Annotated in this window: 17 protein-coding genes; 8 read left to right on the top strand and 9 right to left on the bottom strand. The window is 64.9% G+C overall.

The window, feature by feature from the left end:
- Window positions 1-13: 13 nt before the first annotated feature.
- The 6 genes from OJJ21_RS02690 to coxB are packed head-to-tail and all read right to left on the bottom strand — an operon-like array spanning window position 14 to window position 5,104.
- Entirely contained in the window at window positions 14-823 is an 810-nt protein-coding gene (locus OJJ21_RS02690; protein ID WP_297682850.1) for a cytochrome c oxidase subunit 3, read from the bottom strand.
- Window positions 824-846: 23 nt separating this feature from the next.
- On the bottom strand, window positions 847-1,434 hold the full coding sequence (locus tag OJJ21_RS02685) for a cytochrome c oxidase assembly protein (protein WP_297682848.1): 588 nt from the start codon (window positions 1,432-1,434) through the stop codon (window positions 847-849).
- The gene (locus OJJ21_RS02680; protein WP_297682846.1) at window positions 1,431-1,565 is read right to left on the bottom strand and encodes a hypothetical protein; all 135 of its coding nucleotides are present in this window, start codon (window positions 1,563-1,565) and stop codon (window positions 1,431-1,433) included. The genes OJJ21_RS02685 and OJJ21_RS02680 overlap by 4 nt, the downstream gene beginning before the upstream one ends.
- Window positions 1,562-2,506 (bottom strand): heme o synthase, encoded by a 945-nt coding sequence (locus tag OJJ21_RS02675; protein ID WP_297682844.1) that lies wholly within the window; start codon window positions 2,504-2,506, stop codon window positions 1,562-1,564. The genes OJJ21_RS02680 and OJJ21_RS02675 overlap by 4 nt, the downstream gene beginning before the upstream one ends.
- A 30-nt stretch (window positions 2,507-2,536) precedes the next feature.
- On the bottom strand, window positions 2,537-4,162 hold the full coding sequence (gene ctaD / locus OJJ21_RS02670; RefSeq protein ID WP_297682842.1) for a cytochrome c oxidase subunit I: 1,626 nt from the start codon (window positions 4,160-4,162) through the stop codon (window positions 2,537-2,539).
- Window positions 4,163-4,189: 27 nt separating this feature from the next.
- Window positions 4,190-5,104, bottom strand: coding sequence for a cytochrome c oxidase subunit II (gene coxB, locus OJJ21_RS02665; RefSeq protein ID WP_297682840.1), 915 nt, complete (start codon window positions 5,102-5,104; stop codon window positions 4,190-4,192).
- Window positions 5,105-5,334: 230 nt separating this feature from the next.
- On the opposite strand from coxB, the gene OJJ21_RS02660 reads away from it, so the two are divergent.
- The 4 genes from OJJ21_RS02660 (at window position 5,335) to OJJ21_RS02645 (ending at window position 12,066) form a co-directional block, all read left to right on the top strand.
- The gene (locus tag OJJ21_RS02660) at window positions 5,335-8,658 is read left to right on the top strand and encodes an EAL domain-containing protein (protein WP_297682838.1); all 3,324 of its coding nucleotides are present in this window, start codon (window positions 5,335-5,337) and stop codon (window positions 8,656-8,658) included.
- Window positions 8,659-8,808: 150 nt separating this feature from the next.
- On the top strand, window positions 8,809-10,248 hold the full coding sequence (tldD, locus tag OJJ21_RS02655) for a metalloprotease TldD (protein WP_297682836.1): 1,440 nt from the start codon (window positions 8,809-8,811) through the stop codon (window positions 10,246-10,248).
- 28 nt (window positions 10,249-10,276) lie between these two features.
- Window positions 10,277-11,110, top strand: coding sequence for a serine O-acetyltransferase (gene cysE / locus OJJ21_RS02650; protein ID WP_297682834.1), 834 nt, complete (start codon window positions 10,277-10,279; stop codon window positions 11,108-11,110).
- 14 nt (window positions 11,111-11,124) lie between these two features.
- The gene (locus OJJ21_RS02645; RefSeq protein ID WP_297682832.1) at window positions 11,125-12,066 is read left to right on the top strand and encodes a hypothetical protein; all 942 of its coding nucleotides are present in this window, start codon (window positions 11,125-11,127) and stop codon (window positions 12,064-12,066) included.
- On the opposite strand, the gene OJJ21_RS02640 is transcribed toward OJJ21_RS02645, so the two are convergent.
- Together OJJ21_RS02640 and OJJ21_RS02635 are read right to left on the bottom strand one after the other, a co-directional pair.
- Window positions 12,047-13,411, bottom strand: a complete 1,365-nt coding sequence (locus OJJ21_RS02640) for a glutamate--cysteine ligase (protein ID WP_297682830.1) — start codon at window positions 13,409-13,411, stop codon at window positions 12,047-12,049. The two genes, OJJ21_RS02645 and OJJ21_RS02640, sit on opposite strands and share 20 nt — an antisense overlap.
- Before the next feature lie 153 nt (window positions 13,412-13,564).
- Complete coding sequence (locus OJJ21_RS02635) at window positions 13,565-14,287, bottom strand: 16S rRNA (uracil(1498)-N(3))-methyltransferase (protein ID WP_297682829.1); 723 nt, start codon at window positions 14,285-14,287, stop codon at window positions 13,565-13,567.
- A 39-nt stretch (window positions 14,288-14,326) separates the two neighbouring features.
- Here OJJ21_RS02635 and ubiA point away from each other — a divergent pair, with 39 nt between their 5' ends.
- The 3 genes from ubiA (at window position 14,327) to OJJ21_RS02620 (ending at window position 16,512) form a co-directional block, all read left to right on the top strand.
- The gene (gene ubiA / locus OJJ21_RS02630) at window positions 14,327-15,268 is read left to right on the top strand and encodes a 4-hydroxybenzoate octaprenyltransferase (protein ID WP_297682828.1); all 942 of its coding nucleotides are present in this window, start codon (window positions 14,327-14,329) and stop codon (window positions 15,266-15,268) included.
- 44 nt (window positions 15,269-15,312) lie between these two features.
- The gene (locus tag OJJ21_RS02625) at window positions 15,313-16,065 is read left to right on the top strand and encodes a hypothetical protein (protein WP_297682827.1); all 753 of its coding nucleotides are present in this window, start codon (window positions 15,313-15,315) and stop codon (window positions 16,063-16,065) included.
- A 126-nt stretch (window positions 16,066-16,191) separates the two neighbouring features.
- Window positions 16,192-16,512, top strand: coding sequence for an endonuclease domain-containing protein (locus OJJ21_RS02620; protein WP_297682826.1), 321 nt, complete (start codon window positions 16,192-16,194; stop codon window positions 16,510-16,512).
- 81 nt (window positions 16,513-16,593) lie between these two features.
- Here OJJ21_RS02620 and OJJ21_RS02615 read toward each other — a convergent pair whose 3' ends face one another.
- Entirely contained in the window at window positions 16,594-17,328 is a 735-nt protein-coding gene (locus OJJ21_RS02615) for a hypothetical protein (RefSeq protein WP_297682825.1), read from the bottom strand.
- Window positions 17,329-17,403: 75 nt separating this feature from the next.
- Here OJJ21_RS02615 and OJJ21_RS02610 point away from each other — a divergent pair.
- A partial coding sequence (locus OJJ21_RS02610) for a DMT family transporter (RefSeq protein WP_297682824.1) occupies window positions 17,404-18,176 on the top strand: 773 nt, incomplete at its 3' end.

Genomic DNA, 18,176 nt, shown 5'->3' with positions numbered 1-18,176 from the left:
ATCGCTGGAGACCTTAATGGGCGGCCGGCGTGCCCGAGCCCCACCAGTAGATGGCGGTGAACAGGAAGAGCCAGACCACGTCGACGAAATGCCAGTACCAGGCCGCCGCCTCGAAGCCGAAATGATGGTCCGGCTTGAAATGGCCCTTCATGGCGCGGATCAGGCAGACCAGCAGGAAGATCGTGCCGATGATGACATGGAAGCCGTGGAAGCCGGTCGCCATGTAGAAGGTCGAGGCATAGATACCATCGGTGAAACCGAAGGCGGCATGGCTGTATTCAAACGCCTGGCAGGCGGTGAACAGCACGCCGAGGATCACCGTCAGCGTCAGGCCCTGCACCAGGCCCTTGCGGTCGCCATGCAGCAGCGCGTGATGCGCCCAGGTCACCGTGGTGCCCGACAGCAGCAGGATCAGCGTGTTGACGAAGGGCAGTTCCCACGGATTGAAGGTTTCGATGGTTGCCGGGGGCCACTGATGGCCGATCGCCTCGGTCGGATACAGCGCGGCGCCGAAATAGGCCCAGAACCAGGCGACGAAGAACATCACTTCGGAGGCGATGAACATCACCATGCCGTAGCGCAGATGCAGCTGCACCACCGGCGTATGGTGGCCGTCATGCTCGGCTTCCTTGATCACGTCGCCCCACCAGGCGGCCATTGTGTACAGCACCACCACGAGGCCGGGCAGCGTCCATAGATAGCTGTGGCCATGGAAGGCATAGACCGCACCGATCGCGAGCGCGAAGGCGCCCATCGCGCCGATGAACGGCCACGGGCTGGGGTCTACGAGATGGTAATCGTGGTTGCGGGCGCTACTGGCCATGGTGATACCCCCTTTAACGGACTCTAGTTGACCGGCCGGGCGGCACCGCCGCGGTCGGAGACACGGGTGGAATCTTCCTTGCGGAAGAAGGTGTAGCTCAGGGTGATGTCGACGACATCACGGGTTTTCGGATCCTTGAGAATTTCGGGATCGACGAAGAAGGAAACCGGCATATCGACGGTCTGGCCCGGGCCGAGCTGCTGCTCGGTAAAGCAGAAGCAGGCGATCTTGTTGAAATACTGGCCGGCCTTTTCAGGTGTCACGTTGAAGCTTGCCGTGCCTGTCACGGTCCGCGCGGTCGGATTGGTGGCGCGGTAAAAGGCCAGCGTTTCCTCGCCCGGGCGCACCTTCACTTCGCGCTGCACCGGCTGGAATTGCCAGGGCATGCCCGGCGCCACATCGGCGTTGAAGCGTATGGTTACCAATGCTTCGTCCGGATCAGTCACACCCGGCGCCTGGGCGGCGCGCAGCGGCGTGCCGGCAAAGCCGGTGACGCGGCAGAACATGTCGTAGAGCGGCGCCGAGGCAAAGGCGCCGGCAACCATCACCGCAACCGTCGTCGTGCAATACAGCGCGATCCGCCGGTTCTTGCGCTGCAGATCGGCGCTCAATGCGCACCTCCGCCCATGCGAACGATGGTGATGGAGTAGAACAGCACGACCAGCGCGAACAGCACCACTGCCAATGCGATATTGCGCGCCCGGCGGCGCTTATGCTCGTCGTTCATCGGCATCGCGTTCATGCCCCCCAGCCGAGTCCGCGTTCGGCCAGCAGCAGCGCGAACAGCAGGAACAGGTAGAGGATCGAATAGGCGAACATGTGCTTGGCGGCCCGGTCACCGGTGCCGCGCCAGATGCGGACGGCGAGGCCGAGGAAAATCGCGCCGAGCACAGCGGTCGCGCTGCCATAGAGCGGGCCGGCAAGCCCCAGTATCCAGGGGCTCAGGGTGATCGGCACCAGCAGCAGGCTGTAGAGCAGGATCTGGCGCCGCGTCTCGCGGTCGCCGGCCACCACCGGCAGCATCGGCACGCCGGCGCGGGCATAGTCATCGGAGCGATACAGCGCGAGCGCCCAGAAATGCGGCGGCGTCCACATGAAGATGATGGCAAACAGCAGCATCGGCAGCAGCGAGAGATCGCCGGTGACGGCTGCCCAGCCGATCATCGGCGGGAAAGCGCCGGCGGCACCGCCGATCACGATATTCTGCGGCGTGCGGCGCTTCAGCCACATCGTGTAGATGAAGACATAGAAGCCGATGGTCAGCGCCAGGATGGCGGCCGCCACCCAGTTGACCGCCAGGCCCATCACCAGCACCGAACCGACCGACAGCACGCAGCCGAAACCGAGTGCCTCGTCGCGGCTGATGCGACCCTGCGGAATCGGGCGGCCCTGCGTGCGGGTCATCACCGCATCGATATCGGCGTCGTACCACATGTTGATCGCGCCCGAGGCCCCGGCCCCGATGGCGATGCAGAGCAGCGCCGTTATCGCCAGAACCGGGTGCAGAGTCCCGGGCGCCAGAACCATGCCGACCAGGCCGGTGAACACGACCAGCGACATCACGCGCGGCTTCAGCAGCGCGAAATAGTCGGCCGGGCGGGCTTCGCCGGTCTTGTCGTAAGCGGCATCGAGGCCGGCATTGCCGGCCTCGTTTACCTGTCCGATGAAACTGGCGTCAGACACGCATGAACTCCCGGGGCTGGAGTTCCGATCTTACTTGATGACCGGAAGCTTCTCATACTGGTGGAACGGCGGCGGCGAGGACAGCGTCCATTCCAGCGTGGTGGCGCCTTCGCCCCACGGATTGTCCGCCACCTTCTTCTTCTTGATGAAGGCGTAGATCACCGAGCCGACGAAGAACAGCGTCGAGGCGAAGGCGATGTAGGCGCCGATCGAGGCGACATAGTTCCAGCCGGCAAAGGCATCCGGATAATCCGGAATGCGGCGCGGCATGCCCTGCAGGCCGAGGAAGTGCATCGGGAAGAACAGCAGGTTGACGCCGATGAAGGTGGTCCAGAAATGAATCTGGCCGGCCGTCTCGCTCAGCTCGTAACCCGACATCTTGCCGAACCAGTAGTAGAAGCCGGCAAAGATGGCGAACACGGCGCCGAGGCTCAGCACGTAGTGGAAATGCGCCACCACGTAATAGGTATCGTGCAGGTAGGTATCGACACCGGCATTGGCCAGCACGACGCCGGTGACGCCGCCGACCGTGAACAGGAAGATGAAGCCGATGGCGAACAGCATCGGCACGGTGAAGCGGATCGAACCGCCCCACATGGTGGCGATCCAGGAGAAGATCTTCACGCCGGTCGGCACCGCGATCACCATGGTGGCAGCGGTGAAATAGGCGCGGGTGTCGACGTCCAGGCCCACCGTGTACATGTGATGCGCCCAGACCACGAAACCGACCACGCCGATGGCGACCATGGCATAGGCCATGCCGAGGTAGCCGAACACCGGCTTCTTCGAGAAGGTCGAGATGATCTGGCTGATGATGCCGAAGCCGGGCAGGATCAGGATGTACACTTCGGGATGGCCGAAGAACCAGAACAGATGCTGGAACAGGATCGGGTCGCCGCCGCCCTCGGGCTTGAAGAAGGCGGTGCCGAAATAACGGTCGGTCAGCAGCATGGTGATGCCACCGGCCAGAACCGGCAGCGACAGCAGCAGCAGGAAGGCGGTGATCAGCACCGACCAGACGAACAGCGGCATCTTGTGCAGGGTCATGCCCGGCGCGCGCATGTTGAAGATGGTGGTGATGAAGTTGATCGCGCCCAGGATCGACGAGGCGCCGGCGATATGCAGGCTCAGGATGGCGAAGCCGACGGCGGGGCCGGGATGGCCGACATCCGACGACAGCGGCGGATAGATGGTCCAGCCGCCGCCCATGCCGAGACCGCCGGCCGGGCCTTCCACCATGGTGGAGAGCAGCAGGCAGCCGAAGGAAGGAATCAGCAGCCAGAAGGAAATGTTGTTCATGCGCGGGAAGGCCATATCCGGCGCCCCGATCATCAGCGGCACGAACCAGTTGCCGAAGCCGCCGATCATCGCCGGCATGACCATGAAGAAGATCATGATCAGGCCATGGCCGGTGACCAGCACGTTGAACAGGTGATGGTTGCCGCCCAGGATGCCGTCACCGGGGCTCATCAGTTCGGCGCGCATCAGCACCGAGAACAGACCGCCGATCAGACCGGCGATCACGGCGAAGATCAGATACAGCGTACCGATATCCTTGTGGTTGGTGGAATACATCCACCGACGCCAACCGGTCGGCGTGTGATGCTCGTCGTGATGATGGCCGTCATGGGCCGCGTGGGCGTGAGTCTGAGCCATAGCGCTCCCCTACTCCTGATCTTGCAGTTACTGGGCGGCGCGCGCGTCAGCGAGACGCGGCGACGGACCATCGACAGTGGCGAATTTCTGCTTGGCTTCCTCGGCCCACTTGGTGAAGGCCTCCTTGGAAACCACCTGCACCTTGATCGGCATGTAGCCGTGATAGGCGCCGCAGATTTCGGAGCACTGGCCGTAATAGGTGCCTTCACGCTCGGCGCGGAACCAGGTCTCGTTGGTACGGCCTGGCACGGCGTCCTTCTTCACGCCGAAGGCCGGCATGGCCCAGGCGTGAATGACGTCGGCAGCAGTAATGAGCAGGCGGACATTGGTCTCGACCGGCACGACCACGACATTGTCGGTTTCCAGCAGGCGATGCTGGCCCTGCTTGATTTCATTCTCAGGGATGATCGTGGCGTCGAAGGTGAAGTTGCCGTTGTCAGGGTATTCGTAGGACCAGTACCACTGCTTGCCGATTGCCTTTATGGTCAGCTCCGGCTTGGCGGTCTTGTCGGCGAAATACAGCAGCTTGAACGACGGCACCGCGATCACGATCAGGATCAGGATCGGCACCACGGTCCACAGCACTTCGATCAGCGTGTTGTGCGAGGTCTTTGACGGCACCGGATTGGCCGAGGCGCGGAAGCGCACCATCACGTAGATCAGCAGCGCCAGCACGAAGAGCGTGATCAAAACGATGATCCACATCAGCAGATCATGGAAATTGTGCATCTCGACAGCCACCGGGCCGGCGGCCGGCTGCATGCCGAGGTGCCAGGGCGTCGGCAGGCCGGGGGTACCGTTATCGGCGGCCATTGCCGCAGAGAACGGAGCGGTGCCGGAGATCAGGGCGGCCAAAGCCAGCCCGGGAACGGCCAGAGCCGCGGTCAAAGCCGAAACACGGCGTGCGGCCCAGCGGACGGCCGCAAACGAAGTCCACCCCATCGTTCAATACCCTCGCTTAATGACTTGGGAGTCTAAACACTTTCGAGGCCGGACCATACACTGCCGCTTGCCGCGCGCCCAGCCTGCCGGGCGCCGTCTGGCGCCCTTGTGCGACGATTTGTCGCTCCGCTCCCGCACCCCCCTCACCTGCCTCCTTAAGCATTGATTTGGCTTGCGCTTGCGCCGTCCCGGCCGGCCCCCTAAGCTGCCCTCTTGCGGGGGCTTAGGGCATGCTCGATCCGAACCAGCGGAAACTGACGCAGGACATACTCGACTGGCTTGATCGGCCGGCATTTACGGTTGAGTACGGTCCCGGTGATGACTATCGGTACGTGTCCTGCAACACTGCCTATGCTGCCCTCACCGAGATGAATGCCGAGGCCCTGGCCGGCCAGGGCCTGTCCGCCGGTTTTGCGCTTGGCGAAGTGACCAAGGTCCGCGACCTGCTCGACATGACCCGGCGCGAAGGCCGCCGGCAGATCGGTAATACCCTGATCCGCTGGGCCAATGGCTGGCTCTGCCAGGGCCTGACCGTCGCCCCCCTGAACGACAATAATGGTCACGTCACCGGACTGATGGTGATCGCCGAGGCCAGCACACCGGAAAAGATGCACCAGGTCGCCCTGCAGGTGGCCGAATACAAACTGCGCGATTTCGCCGAACTGGCTTCGGACTGGTTCTGGGAAACCGACGTCGACCACCGCTTCACCTGGATTTCGGATTCCGCCTCCGCCCAGACCTCGGCCCTGCGCGCCATGTTCCTCGGCCGCTGCCGCTGGGAAGTCGCCACCCAGGGCGACAACGAGGCCGATACCCTGTTCTGGGAGGAGCATCGCCGCCAGCTTGACCGTCACGAACCCTTCCGCAGCTTCCGCTACTGCTCGCTGACCGACGAGAACGAGTTATGGATCGAGATCAACGGCAAGCCGGTCTTCGATGCCAACGGCCGCTTCATGGGCTATCGCGGCTCGGGCCGGGATATCACCGAACAGTACCGGCAGCAGCGCCGCATCGAGGCCGCGCTCCGCCAGGCCGAGGAAGCCAATCGCGCCAAGAGCCAGTTCCTGGCCAATATGAGCCATGAGCTGCGCACGCCGCTGAATGCCATCATCGGTTTTTCCGAAATCATCCGCGACCAGATGTTCGGCTCGGTCGGTGTGCCGCGCTATGTCGACTATGCGCGCGACATCAACGGCTCGGGCACGCACCTGCTCGCCCTGATCGGCGACATTCTCGACATGTCGCGCATCGAGGCCGGCTATTACGCGCTCGATGAAAAGGCCGTCGACCTCTCCACCGTAATCCAGTCGGCGCTGACCATGGTGCGGCCGCAGGCCGAGCGTGGCGGCATCACGCTGCGCAACCTTTCGCCCGAGATTCTGCCGCAGCTGCGCGCCGATGAACGCGTCATCAAGCAGGTGCTGATCAACCTGCTGGGCAATGCGGTGAAATTCACGCCCAGCGGCGGCACCATCGACGTGGTATTCCGCCAGTTGCCTGATGGCACGCCGTCGCTGACGGTGATCGATACCGGTATCGGCATCACATCCGAGCGGCTTGAGCATATTTTCGAGCCGTTTCAGCTCGCCAAGGCCGAGGTGGCGCGTCAGCATGGCGGCACCGGCCTCGGCCTGTCGATCAGCAAGCGCCTGATGGAACTGCATGGCGGCTCGCTGGCTCTGAGCAGCGCAGTCGGCAGCGGCACCCAGGCGCAGATGACCTTCCCGAACTGGCGCCTGCTGTCTGACGCCGACCAGGAGTGGACGCCGCCGGTGCCGCTGGCCGAGCCGTCTGCACCCGCACCGCACCCGCCGCCGGTGCAGACGCGCAAACCTGAACCGCCGATCCAGCGCCGCAGCGATAGCGACATGGCCGAGACGCTGCGCGACCTGCTCTCGACCATGAATGAGGGCATGCTCACCATCGACGGGCAGGGTCATATCGTCAGTGCCACCGATACCTGCGCCGTGATCTTCGGCTATGCGCCCGGCGAGCTGAACGGACAGAATGTCAAGGTGCTGATGCCCGAGCCGTTCCGCTCCGGTCACGATTCCTACGTGCGCAACTACCTGACCACCAAGCGGGCGAAAATCCTCGGCCTCGGCCGCGACACGCTCGGGCGCAAGAAATCCGGCGAGATTTTCCCGATCCATATCAGCGTCGGTGAATATGCCGGCGAGGACGGCCCGGCCTTCATCGGCCTGATCCGCGACATTTCGGACCGCCGCGACGTCGAACTGCGCGCCGAATTCGCCAGCCGCAACGACCCGCTGACCGGCATTCTCAATCGCGCCAGTTTCATCGCGGAGACCGAGCGCATGCTGGGCGCCCAGCATCGCCTCGATGGCGGACTGTGGGTGCTGTTCAATCTCGATATGGACGGCTTCCGCGATATCAACGAAGGCTTCGGCTACCATATCGGCGACCTGGTGCTGAAGGGCATTGCCGAGCGGCTGGGCGAAGTGCTGCCGCGCGAGGCGCTGATCGGACGGATCGCCGCGGATCAGTTCGCCGCGCTGGCCGGCGTGAACGATCTGAACAACGCGCTCAACCTGGCGCAGGCGGTACACGCGCATCTGACCAAGCCGATCACGGCCGATGGCCGTTTGGTGCCGCTGAAAGTCAGCATGGGCGCCGCCATCGTCGACGATCCCGCCGAGAAGATCGGCGATGCCATGGCCAAGGCCGAACTGGCGATGAAACTGGTGCGCTCGGCCGGCGGCGATTCGACGCGCTTCTACAGCCCGGAAATGACCCGCGCCGCGGAACGGCGCCTGCGTCTGACCATGAATCTCGATGCCGCCATGGAGAACGGCGAATTCCATGTCGTCTACCAGCCGGTGGTGGAGACGGCCACCGGCGCGATCTGCGCCATTGAGGCATTGCTGCGCTGGAAACACCCGGATCTCGGCGCCATCTCGCCGTCGGAATTCATTCCGCTGGCCGAGGAAACCGGCAGCATCATTCCGATCACGCGCTGGGTCTTCGCCACCGTCGCCGAACAGATCCGCACCTGGCGCCGCGCCGGCATCGAACCGCGCCGCGTCTTCGTCAACGTCTCGGGCCAGCAGTTCATCCGCGACGACCTGCCGGCGCATTTCCGCAAAATGGCACAGGAGGAACCCGAGATGGTCTCCTTCATCGGCATCGAGATCACCGAACAGGCGGCGATCCAGAATATGGAAGCCACCGTGCAGGCGATCCGCGAGCTGGCCGAGATCGGCGTCGATGCCGCCCTGGACGATTTCGGCACCGGCTATTCCAGCCTGAGCTACATCCAGCGGCTGCCGATCCGCAAGATCAAGCTCGACCGCGCCTTCATCGCCGACCTGCCCGGCAACGACCGCGACATCGCGCTGGTCCGCGCCATGATCGGTATGGCCAACGGTCTCGATCTGCCGGTGGTGGCCGAGGGCGTGGAGACCGCCGCCCAGCGCGATTTCCTGCGCGGCGTCGGCTGCAGCGAAATGCAGGGCTATCTGATCAGCCGGCCGGTGCCGCCCGAGGACATGGGCGAACTGCTCCGCCAGAGTGACCGCCGTCGCCGCAATTAGCGGCCTGCCGTGGCGGCCGGCGCACGCCGATTTGAGGCTCCCGGAGGCGGCAGGGGGCTGTATTTTTCTTAACCGCGGCGCCATATAATCCGGGACCACGGGCGGTTTCCCGATTTTCCCAGTGTTTTCAGGCTTGTTGCGAGGTTCGTCATGACCGGTGCGTCCACTGCCCAGGACCTGTTTTTCACCCGCGCCGGGCTCGACCGCGCGCGGCTGGACAGCCTTGTCGGCGATGCGCTCAGCGGCGCCGATGATGGCGAGCTGTTCCTGGAATACAGCCAGTCGGAAGGTCTGACCTTCGACGATGGCCGGCTCAAGGCCGCCGCCTATGACACCACGCAGGGCTTTGGCCTGCGCGCCGTCTCCGGCGAGCAGACCGGCTATGCCCACGCCTCCGAGCTCAGCGAGGCGGCGATCCGGCGTGCCGCCACGACGGTGCGTGCCGTGCGCGCCGGCCATGGCGGCGAGATGAGCGTCGGCCCGGCCGCGACCAACCGCCATCTCTATGGCGATGACAATCCGCTGAACGAAATTCCCTTCGAGCAGAAGGTCGAACTGCTGCAGGCGATCGATGCCTATGCCCGTGCCCGGGATCCGCGCGTCAAGCAGGTCTCGGTCTCGCTGGCCGGCAGCTGGCAGGCGGTCGCCATCCTGCGCGCCGACGGCAAGCTGGTCGAAGACATCCGCCCGCTGGTGCGTCTGAATGTCTCGGTCGTTGCCGGCCAGGGCGACCGCATGGAAAGTGGCAGCCGTGGCGCCGGTGGCCGCGTCGGCTACAGGCAGTTCTTCGATCCGTCGCACTGGCAGGCCGAGGTCGACGATGCCCTGCGCCAGGCGCTGGTCAATCTCGACTCCGTGCCGGCCCCGGCCGGCGAGATGCCGGTGGTGCTTGGCCCCGGCTGGCCCGGCATCCTGCTGCATGAGGCGATCGGCCATGGCCTGGAAGGCGACTTCAATCGCAAGAAGACCTCGGTCTTCGCCGGCCTGATGGGCCAGCGCGTGGCGGCGCCGGGCGTCACCATCGTGGATGACGGCACCATGGACAGGCGGCGCGGGTCGCTCACCATCGACGACGAAGGCACGCCAACCGAAAACACCGTGCTGATCGAAGACGGCATCCTGAAAGGCCTGATGCAGGACCGCATGAATGCCCGGCTGATGGGCGTGAAGTCGACCGGCAACGGCCGGCGCCAGTCCTTCGCCCACAACCCGATGCCGCGCATGACCAACACCTTCATGCTGGCCGGCGACCGCGATCCGGCCGAGATTCTCGGCAGCGTCAAAAAGGGCATCTATGCCGTCAATTTCGGCGGCGGCCAGGTCGACATCACTTCGGGCAAGTTCGTTTTCTCCTGCACCGAGGCCTATATGGTTGAGGACGGCAAGGTCGCCGCACCGATCAAGGGCGCCACGCTGATCGGCGCCGGCGCCGAGGTGCTGAAGCAGGTGAAGGCGGTCGGCAACGACCTGCAGCTCGATACCGGCATCGGCACCTGCGGCAAGTCGGGCCAGGGCGTGCCGGTCGGCGTCGGCCAGCCGACGCTGCTGATTGAAGGTTTGACGGTCGGCGGCACCGCCAGGGCCGCTTAGGAATTCTGGGAACGAGGGGGAAAATCTCATGCCCAGCAATGTCAGCAAGAAACTCAACAGTCCCGATCTGCTCAAGCACGATCCGGTCTGGCAGCGTATCCGCGAGGAAGCCGCCGTCGCCGCCCAGCAGGAACCGCTGCTCGGCAGCATGGCGCATTCCGCCGTGCTGCATCACGAGCGGCTGGAAGATGCGCTCAGCTATATTCTGGCGCAGAAGCTGGGCAGCACCGAGCTGCCGGCACTGGGCCTGCGCGAGGTGATCGAGGAGGCTTTCGACTCCGATCCCGATATCGGCCATGCCGTGCGCGCCGACCTCGTCGCCGTCAACGAGCGCGACCCGGCCTGCCGCAGCTTCCTGAAGCCCCTGCTGTTCTTCAAGGGCTTCCAGGCGATCCAGGCGCACCGCGTCGCCCACTGGCTGTGGCACCAGCGCCGCGAGACGATGGCCTTCCTGCTGCAGAGCCGCAGCTCGGAAACCTTCGCCGTCGATATCAACCCGGCGACCAAATTCGGCCGCGGCATCCTGATCGACCACGGCACCGGCGTGGTGATCGGCGAGACTGCCGTGGTCGATGACGATGTGTCGATGCTGCAGAATGTCACGCTCGGCGGCACCGGCAAGGAAACCGGCGATCGTCATCCGAAAATCCGCCGCGGCGTGCTGATCGGCGCCGGCGCCAAGATTCTCGGCAATGTCGAGATCGGCGAAGGCGCCAAGATCGGCGCCGGCAGCGTGGTGCTGATCCCGGTGCCGCCGCATTGCACGGCCGCCGGCGTGCCGGCCAAGATCGTCGGCGACTGCGAATGCGAACAGCCGTCGCGCGAGATGAATCACGGCCTGCCTTATCACCGCGACGACTGACCTGCCGTCCTGAGATGCGCGGGCGCGTCCTCGCTCTGCTTCTGGCCGCGTTGTCGCCTGCTGCCGCACAGGCGCAGTCGCTGGCCGGCGCGCTGGAATGGCTGCCGCCCGGCAGCCTGTCGGTCGAGAGCCTGACGCGGCATCCCGAGGAACGGCTCGACGGTGAAGAGAAACAGAATTTCTACGTCGAATTCGGCCGACTGGCCTTCCGCAGCCCGGATGTGCTGGGCGGCACCGCGCGCAAGGCCGGGCTGTCCTGCCAGGCCTGCCATGCCAACGGCTTCGCCACCACGGCCTTCTTCATCCCGGGACTGTCCGACAGGCCGGGCAGAATCGATGTCAGCCATGCCTTCTGGAATCTGCGCGGCGAGGATGGCGTCGACAATCCGCTGGAAATCCCGTCGCTGCGCGGCGTGAAAACGAAAGCGCGTTTCGGCCACGACCTGCGCATGGCCTCGCTGCGCGAGTTCACCCGCCGCGTGATCGTCACCGAATTTTCTGGTGCGGAGCCCGATACCCTGCTGCTGGATGCCCTCGTTGCCTACCAGGAGAAACTGCAGCCGGCCGCGGCCGTGCCGGTACCGGTCACGCTGCAGCAGGATCTGGCCGACCTCCTGCGCTATCTCGATGCGCTGCGCGTGCCGCTGGCCGAGGAGGAACCGGCCCTGGCCGGGCGCATGACGGTGATGATCCGCGGCCAGATCGGCTTCATCCACGAACGGTTCGTTGAGCAAGACATGCGCGGCAGCCGCGCCGTGCTGGAAGACTGGTCGCGCCGGCTCGCCGCCATCGCGGCGCAGGCGGAAGCCGGGCAATGGCCGCAGGCCCGCGATGCCCTGAAGGCTCTGCGACAGGTGATTGCCGCGCCGCCGCCGGCGCTGGCCACCGACCTGCCCCGCACGCTGTATGACGCGGAACGCCTGCGGATCTGGCTCGTCAGTAAGCCAGTTCGGTGAAAGCCGGATCGACCGATTTGTTCCAGCGGCCGTTATAGAGTTTCAGCAGGGCTTCCGCCGGCGTCTCGCCGCTTTCGACGATCCGCACCAGCGGCTCGAGGAAATGCGTCTCGTCCTCGCCGGCCGGCGACAGGCGCGCCCGCGCCTTCAGGCCACCCATGGCGATCTGCACCATCTGCTCGGCATAGTGTTTCAGCGGCCGGCCGCGCAGCGGCGTGTGCAGGCCGTATTTCGGCGCATCGAGCCGCAGCTGCTCGCGCTCGGCCAGCGTCCAGTCGCGGCACAGGTCCCAGGCTGCATCCAGTGCGCCTTTGTCGTACAGCAGGCCGACCCACAGCGCCGGCAGGGCGCAGAGCCGCGACCACGGGCCGCCATCGGCGCCGCGCATTTCGAGGAAGCGCTTCATGCGCACTTCGGGGAACAGCGTGGTGATATGGTCGGCCCAATCCCGCATCGTGGGCGTGGCGCCCGGCAAAGCCGGCAGCTTGCCTTGCATGAAGTCGCGGAAGCTCTGGCCCGAGGCGTCGATATACCTGCCGTCGCGATAGGTGAAATACATCGGCACATCGAGCGCGTGGTCGACGTAGCGCTCGAAGCTCATGCCGTCCTCGAACACGAAACCGAGCATGCCGGTGCGGTCGGGATCGGTGTCGGTCCAGATCTGACTGCGATAGCTTAAGTATCCGTTCGGCTTGCCTTCCGTGAAGGGCGAATTGGCGAACATCGCCACCGCCAGCGGCTGCAGCGCCAGGCTGGTGCGGAATTTCTTCACCATGTCGGCTTCGGAGGCGTAATCGAGGTTCACCTGCACGGTGCAGGTGCGCAGCATCATGTCGAGGCCGAGATTGCCCTTCTTCGGCATATAGGCACGCATGATGTTGTAGCGGCCCTTGGGCATCACCGGGATGTCCTCGCGGCGCCATTTCGGATTGAAGCCCAGCCCCATCATGGCAATGCCGGTCTCGTCGCCGACCTCGCGCACCTGTTTCAGATGCGTCGCGACTTCGATACAGGTCTGGTGGATGGTTTCCAGCGGCGCGCCCGACAGCTCGAACTGCCCGCCGGGCTCCAGCGTGATCGACTGGCCGTTCATGGTCAGCGCGATGACGTTGTCGCCCTCGGTCACCGGCTCCCAGCCGAAACGCTGCAACCCGACCAGCAGGCCCTTGATGCTGGCCCGGCCGTCATAGGGCAACGGACGGAAGTCGGTCGTGTTGTAGGCGAATTTCTCGTGTTCGGTACCGATGCGCCAGTCTGCCTCCGGCTTGGAACCCTCGGCCAGATATTCAACGAGCTGCGCCTTGGATGTAATCGGCGTCTCTGGCGCCTGGGCCGGTCCGGACATGAAAACCTCGGTGCTTCTTATTATCGTTATGCGATCTGCTGGTGCAGGCCGAACGGCTGCTCCGGGCATATGGGGCAGATATAACGCGTTGTCCAGCCCCGGAATACTGCGGTTCGGTGACGCTGGCACAAGGTCCGTCCCCGATGGGGCCGTCTAATTCTGCCGCGCGGATTGTAGAATAGCCAAAGCCGCAATGGCCGCCGTCTCCGCCCGCAGGATACGCGGTCCCAGCGATACCGTCACTGCCTGCGGCAACGCCATGATCTGCGTCAATTCCTCCGACGCAAAGCCGCCTTCGGGTCCGATCAGCAGTGCACAGGGGCCTGTCCCTGCCGCAACTGACAATAAACTCTGCGTATCGCTGCGTTCGGCGCAGACGAACAGCCGACGATCCTGCGGCCAGTCCTGCAGCAGTTTCTCCAGCGTGACCGGGGCAGCGACCTCAGGCACGTCGAGCCGTTCGCACTGTTCGGCCGCCTCGCGCGCATGAGCCGCCAGCCGCCCGGTATTCACCTTCTGCATCTGCGTGCGCCGCGTGATCACCGGCAGCAGGCGACCCGCCCCCAGCTCGGTGGCCTTCTCGACAATCATCTCGATACGGCCCTGCCTGATCGGGGCAAAGCACAGCCAGACATCCGGGGCTGCCTGAAACGGGCGCAGCCCGGCCTCGATATCCAGCCGGCAGGTCTTCTTGCTCGCCTCGGCGATCACGGCACGGAACTCGCCGTCGCGGCCGTTGAACAGGGCCACGGCATCGCCCGGCGCAAGTCGCAGCACGTGGCGCAGATAATGCGTCTGATCTTCGGCCAGCGTGACGGAGCCGCCGGCGCTGAGCGCGTCGGTCACGTAAAGGCGGGCTTTGATTGCATCCGTCATGCGCTTGTGCTGCGATCCGGGACCAACTACAGGAGCGTTATGACAAAGCCGAGCCCGGAAGTCACCGATCAGGCACCCGCAGATGCACCCCCGGCAGACGCGGTGGCCGGCCATTGGGTCGAGCGCTGGCTGCCGGCCGGCTGGCGACCCTATGCGCGGCTGTCGCGGCTCGACCGGCCGATCGGCACCTGGCTGCTGCTGCTGCCCGGCTGGTGGGCCATCGCTCTCGCCCGCCCGCCGGAAGCCGAGCTGGATGCCTGGCTGATCCTGCTGTTCGGCATCGGCGCGCTGGTGATGCGGGGTGCCGGCTGCACCTTCAACGACATCGTCGACCGCGATTTCGATGGCAGGGTGGAACGCACCCGCCTGCGCCCGATCCCGTCCGGCCAGGTCAGTCTGACAGGGGCCTGGATCTGGCTGGTGGCGCAGGCGCTGGTCGGTTTCCTGATCCTGGTCCAGATGAATGCCCTGGCGATCTGGCTGGGAGTCGCCTCGCTCGGCCTCGTCGCCATCTATCCCTTCATGAAACGCTACACCTGGTGGCCGCAGTTCTTCCTCGGCCTCGCCTTCAACTGGGGCGCGGTACTGGGCTATGCCGCCGTCGCCGGCCGGCTCGACTGGATCACGCTGGTGCTCTACGCGTCGGGCATCGTCTGGACACTGGGCTACGACACCGTCTATGCCCTGCAGGACAAGGAAGACGACGCCCTGATCGGCGTGAAATCCACCGCCCGGCTGTTCGGCGACAGGGCGCGGCTGTGGATTGCCGGCTTCTACGACCTCACCCTGCTGGGTCTGGCCGTGGTCGGCTGGATGGCGGGGCTCGGCTGGCCCTACTGGATCGGCCTCGGCCTGGCTGCGCTGCATTTCGCCTGGCAGGCCCTGACGCTGAAACCCGATGACAGCGCCGACTGTCTGACCAAATTCCGGGCAAACCGCGATGTCGGACTGATCCTGTTTGCCGCCTTCTTATTGGGCTGAGCTTATCGCTTGGCGAAGAGATGGCCGCCGCGTATGTTCCGGCCATGACCAAGCGCCGAATCGCACCGCAGGACTTCGCGAGCCTGTACAGTCAATACAACGCCAACCTCGCCTTCGTGGATTGCGGTCGCAAATGCGCGCCGCTGAACGGCGGCCAGCCGGTCTGCTGCTCGACCGAGAATGCCATTCCGGTGGTCGACAAGGCGGAATACAAGCTGCTGAAAAGCCGCACCGACCTGTGGTTCGACTACAAGCCCAACGATGCCGTGTCGCGCCGTATCGTCGATGAGCTGAACGACCATGCCTGCGCCGTCGAGTGCAAGGGCGCCGCCTTCTGCGAGCGCGACAACCGCACCATTGCCTGCCGCTCCTTCCCCTTCTATCCCTATCTCGACAAGGCCGGGAAATTCATCGGCCTGACCTATTACTGGGATTTCGAGGACCGCTGCTGGATCATTTCCAACATGCAGGTGGTGGAGCGCAAATTCGTGCAGGAAATGATTGCCGCCTTCGAGCGCATCTTCAAGCTCGACCCGGAAGAATACGACACGATGAAAAGCCATTCGGCCAGCATGCGTCGGGTGTTCAGCCGCAAGAAGAAGATCATTCCGGTGATCCATCGCGACGGCGGCTATTTCAAGATCAAGCCGGGCGACAAGGGCAAACTGACCGCCTGCACACCCGATGATTTCAAGAAATTCGGCCCCTACAAGTCGGAAGCCGCCTATATCAAGGCGGTGAAGGCCGCCGGCGGCAAACTTGAACCGGCTCCCAAGGGCGGCTATCTCGCGCCGTAGTCCCCTCTGCCCTCTCCCATGAAATGGGAGAGGGGGCGTCTGCAATTACCCTCTCCCGCTCGCGGGAGAGGGAGGGGCCCAGCCGCAGGCTGGGAGGGTGAGGGCCTTTTCCGCTATCCTGTGCCCATGTCCGATGCCCGCTCCTTGCGCAAAACCATGACCGATGCCGAGCGCCGGCTGTGGTCATTGCTACGCGCCCGGCAACTGAACGGCTGCAAATTTCGCCGCCAGCATCCATTGGGCAGCTATGTCCTCGACTTCGCCTGCATCGAACGGAAGCTCGCCGTCGAGGTCGATGGCGGGCAGCATTTCGACAATGAAAATGATCAGCGACGGACCGCCTGGCTTGAATCGCAAGGTTGGCGGGTGATCCGGCTCTGGAACAACGATGCTTTATCCAATGCTGAGGCTGTCGTTGCCCGGATTGCTGAAGCGTTGCGGGAATAAACCCTCACCCTCCCGCCGCTTCGCGTCGGGCCCCTCCCTCTCCCGTTTCACGGGAGAGGGTCTTTTGTTCGCAAACAGGCCCTATTCTGAAAAGAGAAACGTGCCCAGCAGCACCCAGCGCCGGGCCTTCTTCTCCTGCTTCGGCTTGGCGCGCAGCGGCGTCGTGTAATGCCAGAACGGCAGCCGGTAGGCCGTCACCAGCCCGGGCGTCTGCGTCACCTCCACCATCTCGGTGAAATGCCCGGTTTTCGCATAGACCAGGAATTGGTCGCGCACAGCATTCGTGGCGAAGCTCAGATGCATGTCGAGATAGCCGTGCCGGGCAGCCGGTTCTTCCGGATGATGATCGGTATGCGGCCCGGCATAGTCGCCGCTGCCATAGGCGATCGCCTGCAGGCCGTATTTCTTCCTGAGGGAGCGCCCGGCCAGCGCGGCGGCGAAAGCCCGGTAGCTGTCTGAGCGCAGCATGGCGATCAGGCCAATCTCGCTGGCAGCCCTGAACGCCGCCGACCGCGCATTGTCGAGATGCGCGGTGCGCTGGCGCATCGTCTTGGGCAGCACTTCCGCATAATTCTGCGTCTGCTCCCAGATCGTCTCGGGCGGAATCGGCTGCGCCATTTCACGCAGATGCTGCAGCAAAGCCCGGTCCAGCAACGCGGCGATGGCCTTGGCCGGACGCGGATCGATCAGGCCGTCCAGCGCCAGGAAGCGCGTGCGCGGATCGGCCAGGGCGCCGGCCCGGGGATGGCGGCCGGTCAGCAGGGCCTGGCCCCCGGGGGTCAGCAGATCGGCAAACTCGGCAGGAAAGCGGCGCATGCCATGGGCTTAGGCGGGCTGGCGCACCGGGTCAAGCTCTGGTCTGGAACCGCCGCGCCCCGTAATCTGCCGCGGATGGACCATCCCTCCTCCAGCCGCGATCTCCGCATCGCGCAAATCCTGCTGTTCGTCACGCCCGCCATGTTCACCACCAATATGGTGATGGCGCGCGCCACCGCCGGGCTGATCCCGCCGGTGGCGCTGGCCGAACTGCGCTGGATCGGCGTGGTGCTGGTGCTGCTGCCCTTCTGCGGCCGCGAGCTGTGGCGCGCCCGTGCCGCCCTCCTGCGCGAATGGAAGGCTTTCGCCGCGCTCGGCTTCCTCGGCATGGGCATCTGCGGTGCCGCGGTCTATTACGGCGCGACCACCACCACGGCCACCAATATCGGCCTGATCTACGCCACCTCGCCGGTGATGATCATCCTGCTCAGCCGCGCACTGTTCGCCGAGCGCTTCTCCTTGCGCCAGGGGCTCGGTACCGCGCTGGCGCTGCTCGGCGTGCTGGCCATCATCCTGCGCGGCGACCCGGCCACCATCCTGCATCTGAGCTTTACGCCGGGCGACCTGATCATCCTCGCCGCCGCCGTCTCCTGGGCCCTGTACAGCGTGCTGCTGAAACACTGGCCGAGCCGGCTCAGCGTCAGCGCCCGGCTCGCCGCCATCGCCTTTGCCGGCGTGCTGGTCATGCTGCCGGTGCAGGCCTTCGAACTGGCTGTCATGGGCCCGCCGGCCTTCGACCTGCGCACCGTCGCCGCCGTCGTCACCCTGGTCCTGGTGCCCGGCGTCGGCGCCTATGCCACCTTCGGCTACATGACCAAGCATCTCGGCCCCAATCGCACCGGGCTGAT

Origin of the sequence: Ferrovibrio sp. (genome assembly GCF_025869515.1) — a bacterium.
GTDB lineage: Bacteria > Pseudomonadota > Alphaproteobacteria > Ferrovibrionales > Ferrovibrionaceae > Ferrovibrio.
This window is presented reverse-complemented; position numbering and strand designations above follow the sequence as displayed.

Excerpts from the sequence above, each read along its gene's own strand:
- OJJ21_RS02690 (WP_297682850.1), bottom strand. The coding sequence starts at position 823 with ATGGCCAGTAGCGCCCGCAACCACGATTACCATCTCGTAGACCCCAGC.
- OJJ21_RS02680 (WP_297682846.1), bottom strand. The coding sequence starts at position 1,565 with ATGAACGCGATGCCGATGAACGACGAGCATAAGCGCCGCCGGGCGCGC.
- ctaD (WP_297682842.1), bottom strand. The coding sequence starts at position 4,162 with ATGGCTCAGACTCACGCCCACGCGGCCCATGACGGCCATCATCACGAC.
- coxB (WP_297682840.1), bottom strand. The coding sequence starts at position 5,104 with ATGGGGTGGACTTCGTTTGCGGCCGTCCGCTGGGCCGCACGCCGTGTT.
- OJJ21_RS02660 (WP_297682838.1), top strand. The coding sequence starts at position 5,335 with ATGCTCGATCCGAACCAGCGGAAACTGACGCAGGACATACTCGACTGG.
- tldD (WP_297682836.1), top strand. The coding sequence starts at position 8,809 with ATGACCGGTGCGTCCACTGCCCAGGACCTGTTTTTCACCCGCGCCGGG.
- cysE (WP_297682834.1), top strand. The coding sequence starts at position 10,277 with ATGCCCAGCAATGTCAGCAAGAAACTCAACAGTCCCGATCTGCTCAAG.
- OJJ21_RS02645 (WP_297682832.1), top strand. The coding sequence starts at position 11,125 with ATGCGCGGGCGCGTCCTCGCTCTGCTTCTGGCCGCGTTGTCGCCTGCT.
- OJJ21_RS02640 (WP_297682830.1), bottom strand. The coding sequence starts at position 13,411 with ATGTCCGGACCGGCCCAGGCGCCAGAGACGCCGATTACATCCAAGGCG.
- OJJ21_RS02635 (WP_297682829.1), bottom strand. The coding sequence starts at position 14,287 with ATGACGGATGCAATCAAAGCCCGCCTTTACGTGACCGACGCGCTCAGC.
- ubiA (WP_297682828.1), top strand. The coding sequence starts at position 14,327 with ATGACAAAGCCGAGCCCGGAAGTCACCGATCAGGCACCCGCAGATGCA.
- OJJ21_RS02625 (WP_297682827.1), top strand. The coding sequence starts at position 15,313 with ATGACCAAGCGCCGAATCGCACCGCAGGACTTCGCGAGCCTGTACAGT.
- OJJ21_RS02620 (WP_297682826.1), top strand. The coding sequence starts at position 16,192 with ATGTCCGATGCCCGCTCCTTGCGCAAAACCATGACCGATGCCGAGCGC.
- OJJ21_RS02615 (WP_297682825.1), bottom strand. The coding sequence starts at position 17,328 with ATGCGCCGCTTTCCTGCCGAGTTTGCCGATCTGCTGACCCCCGGGGGC.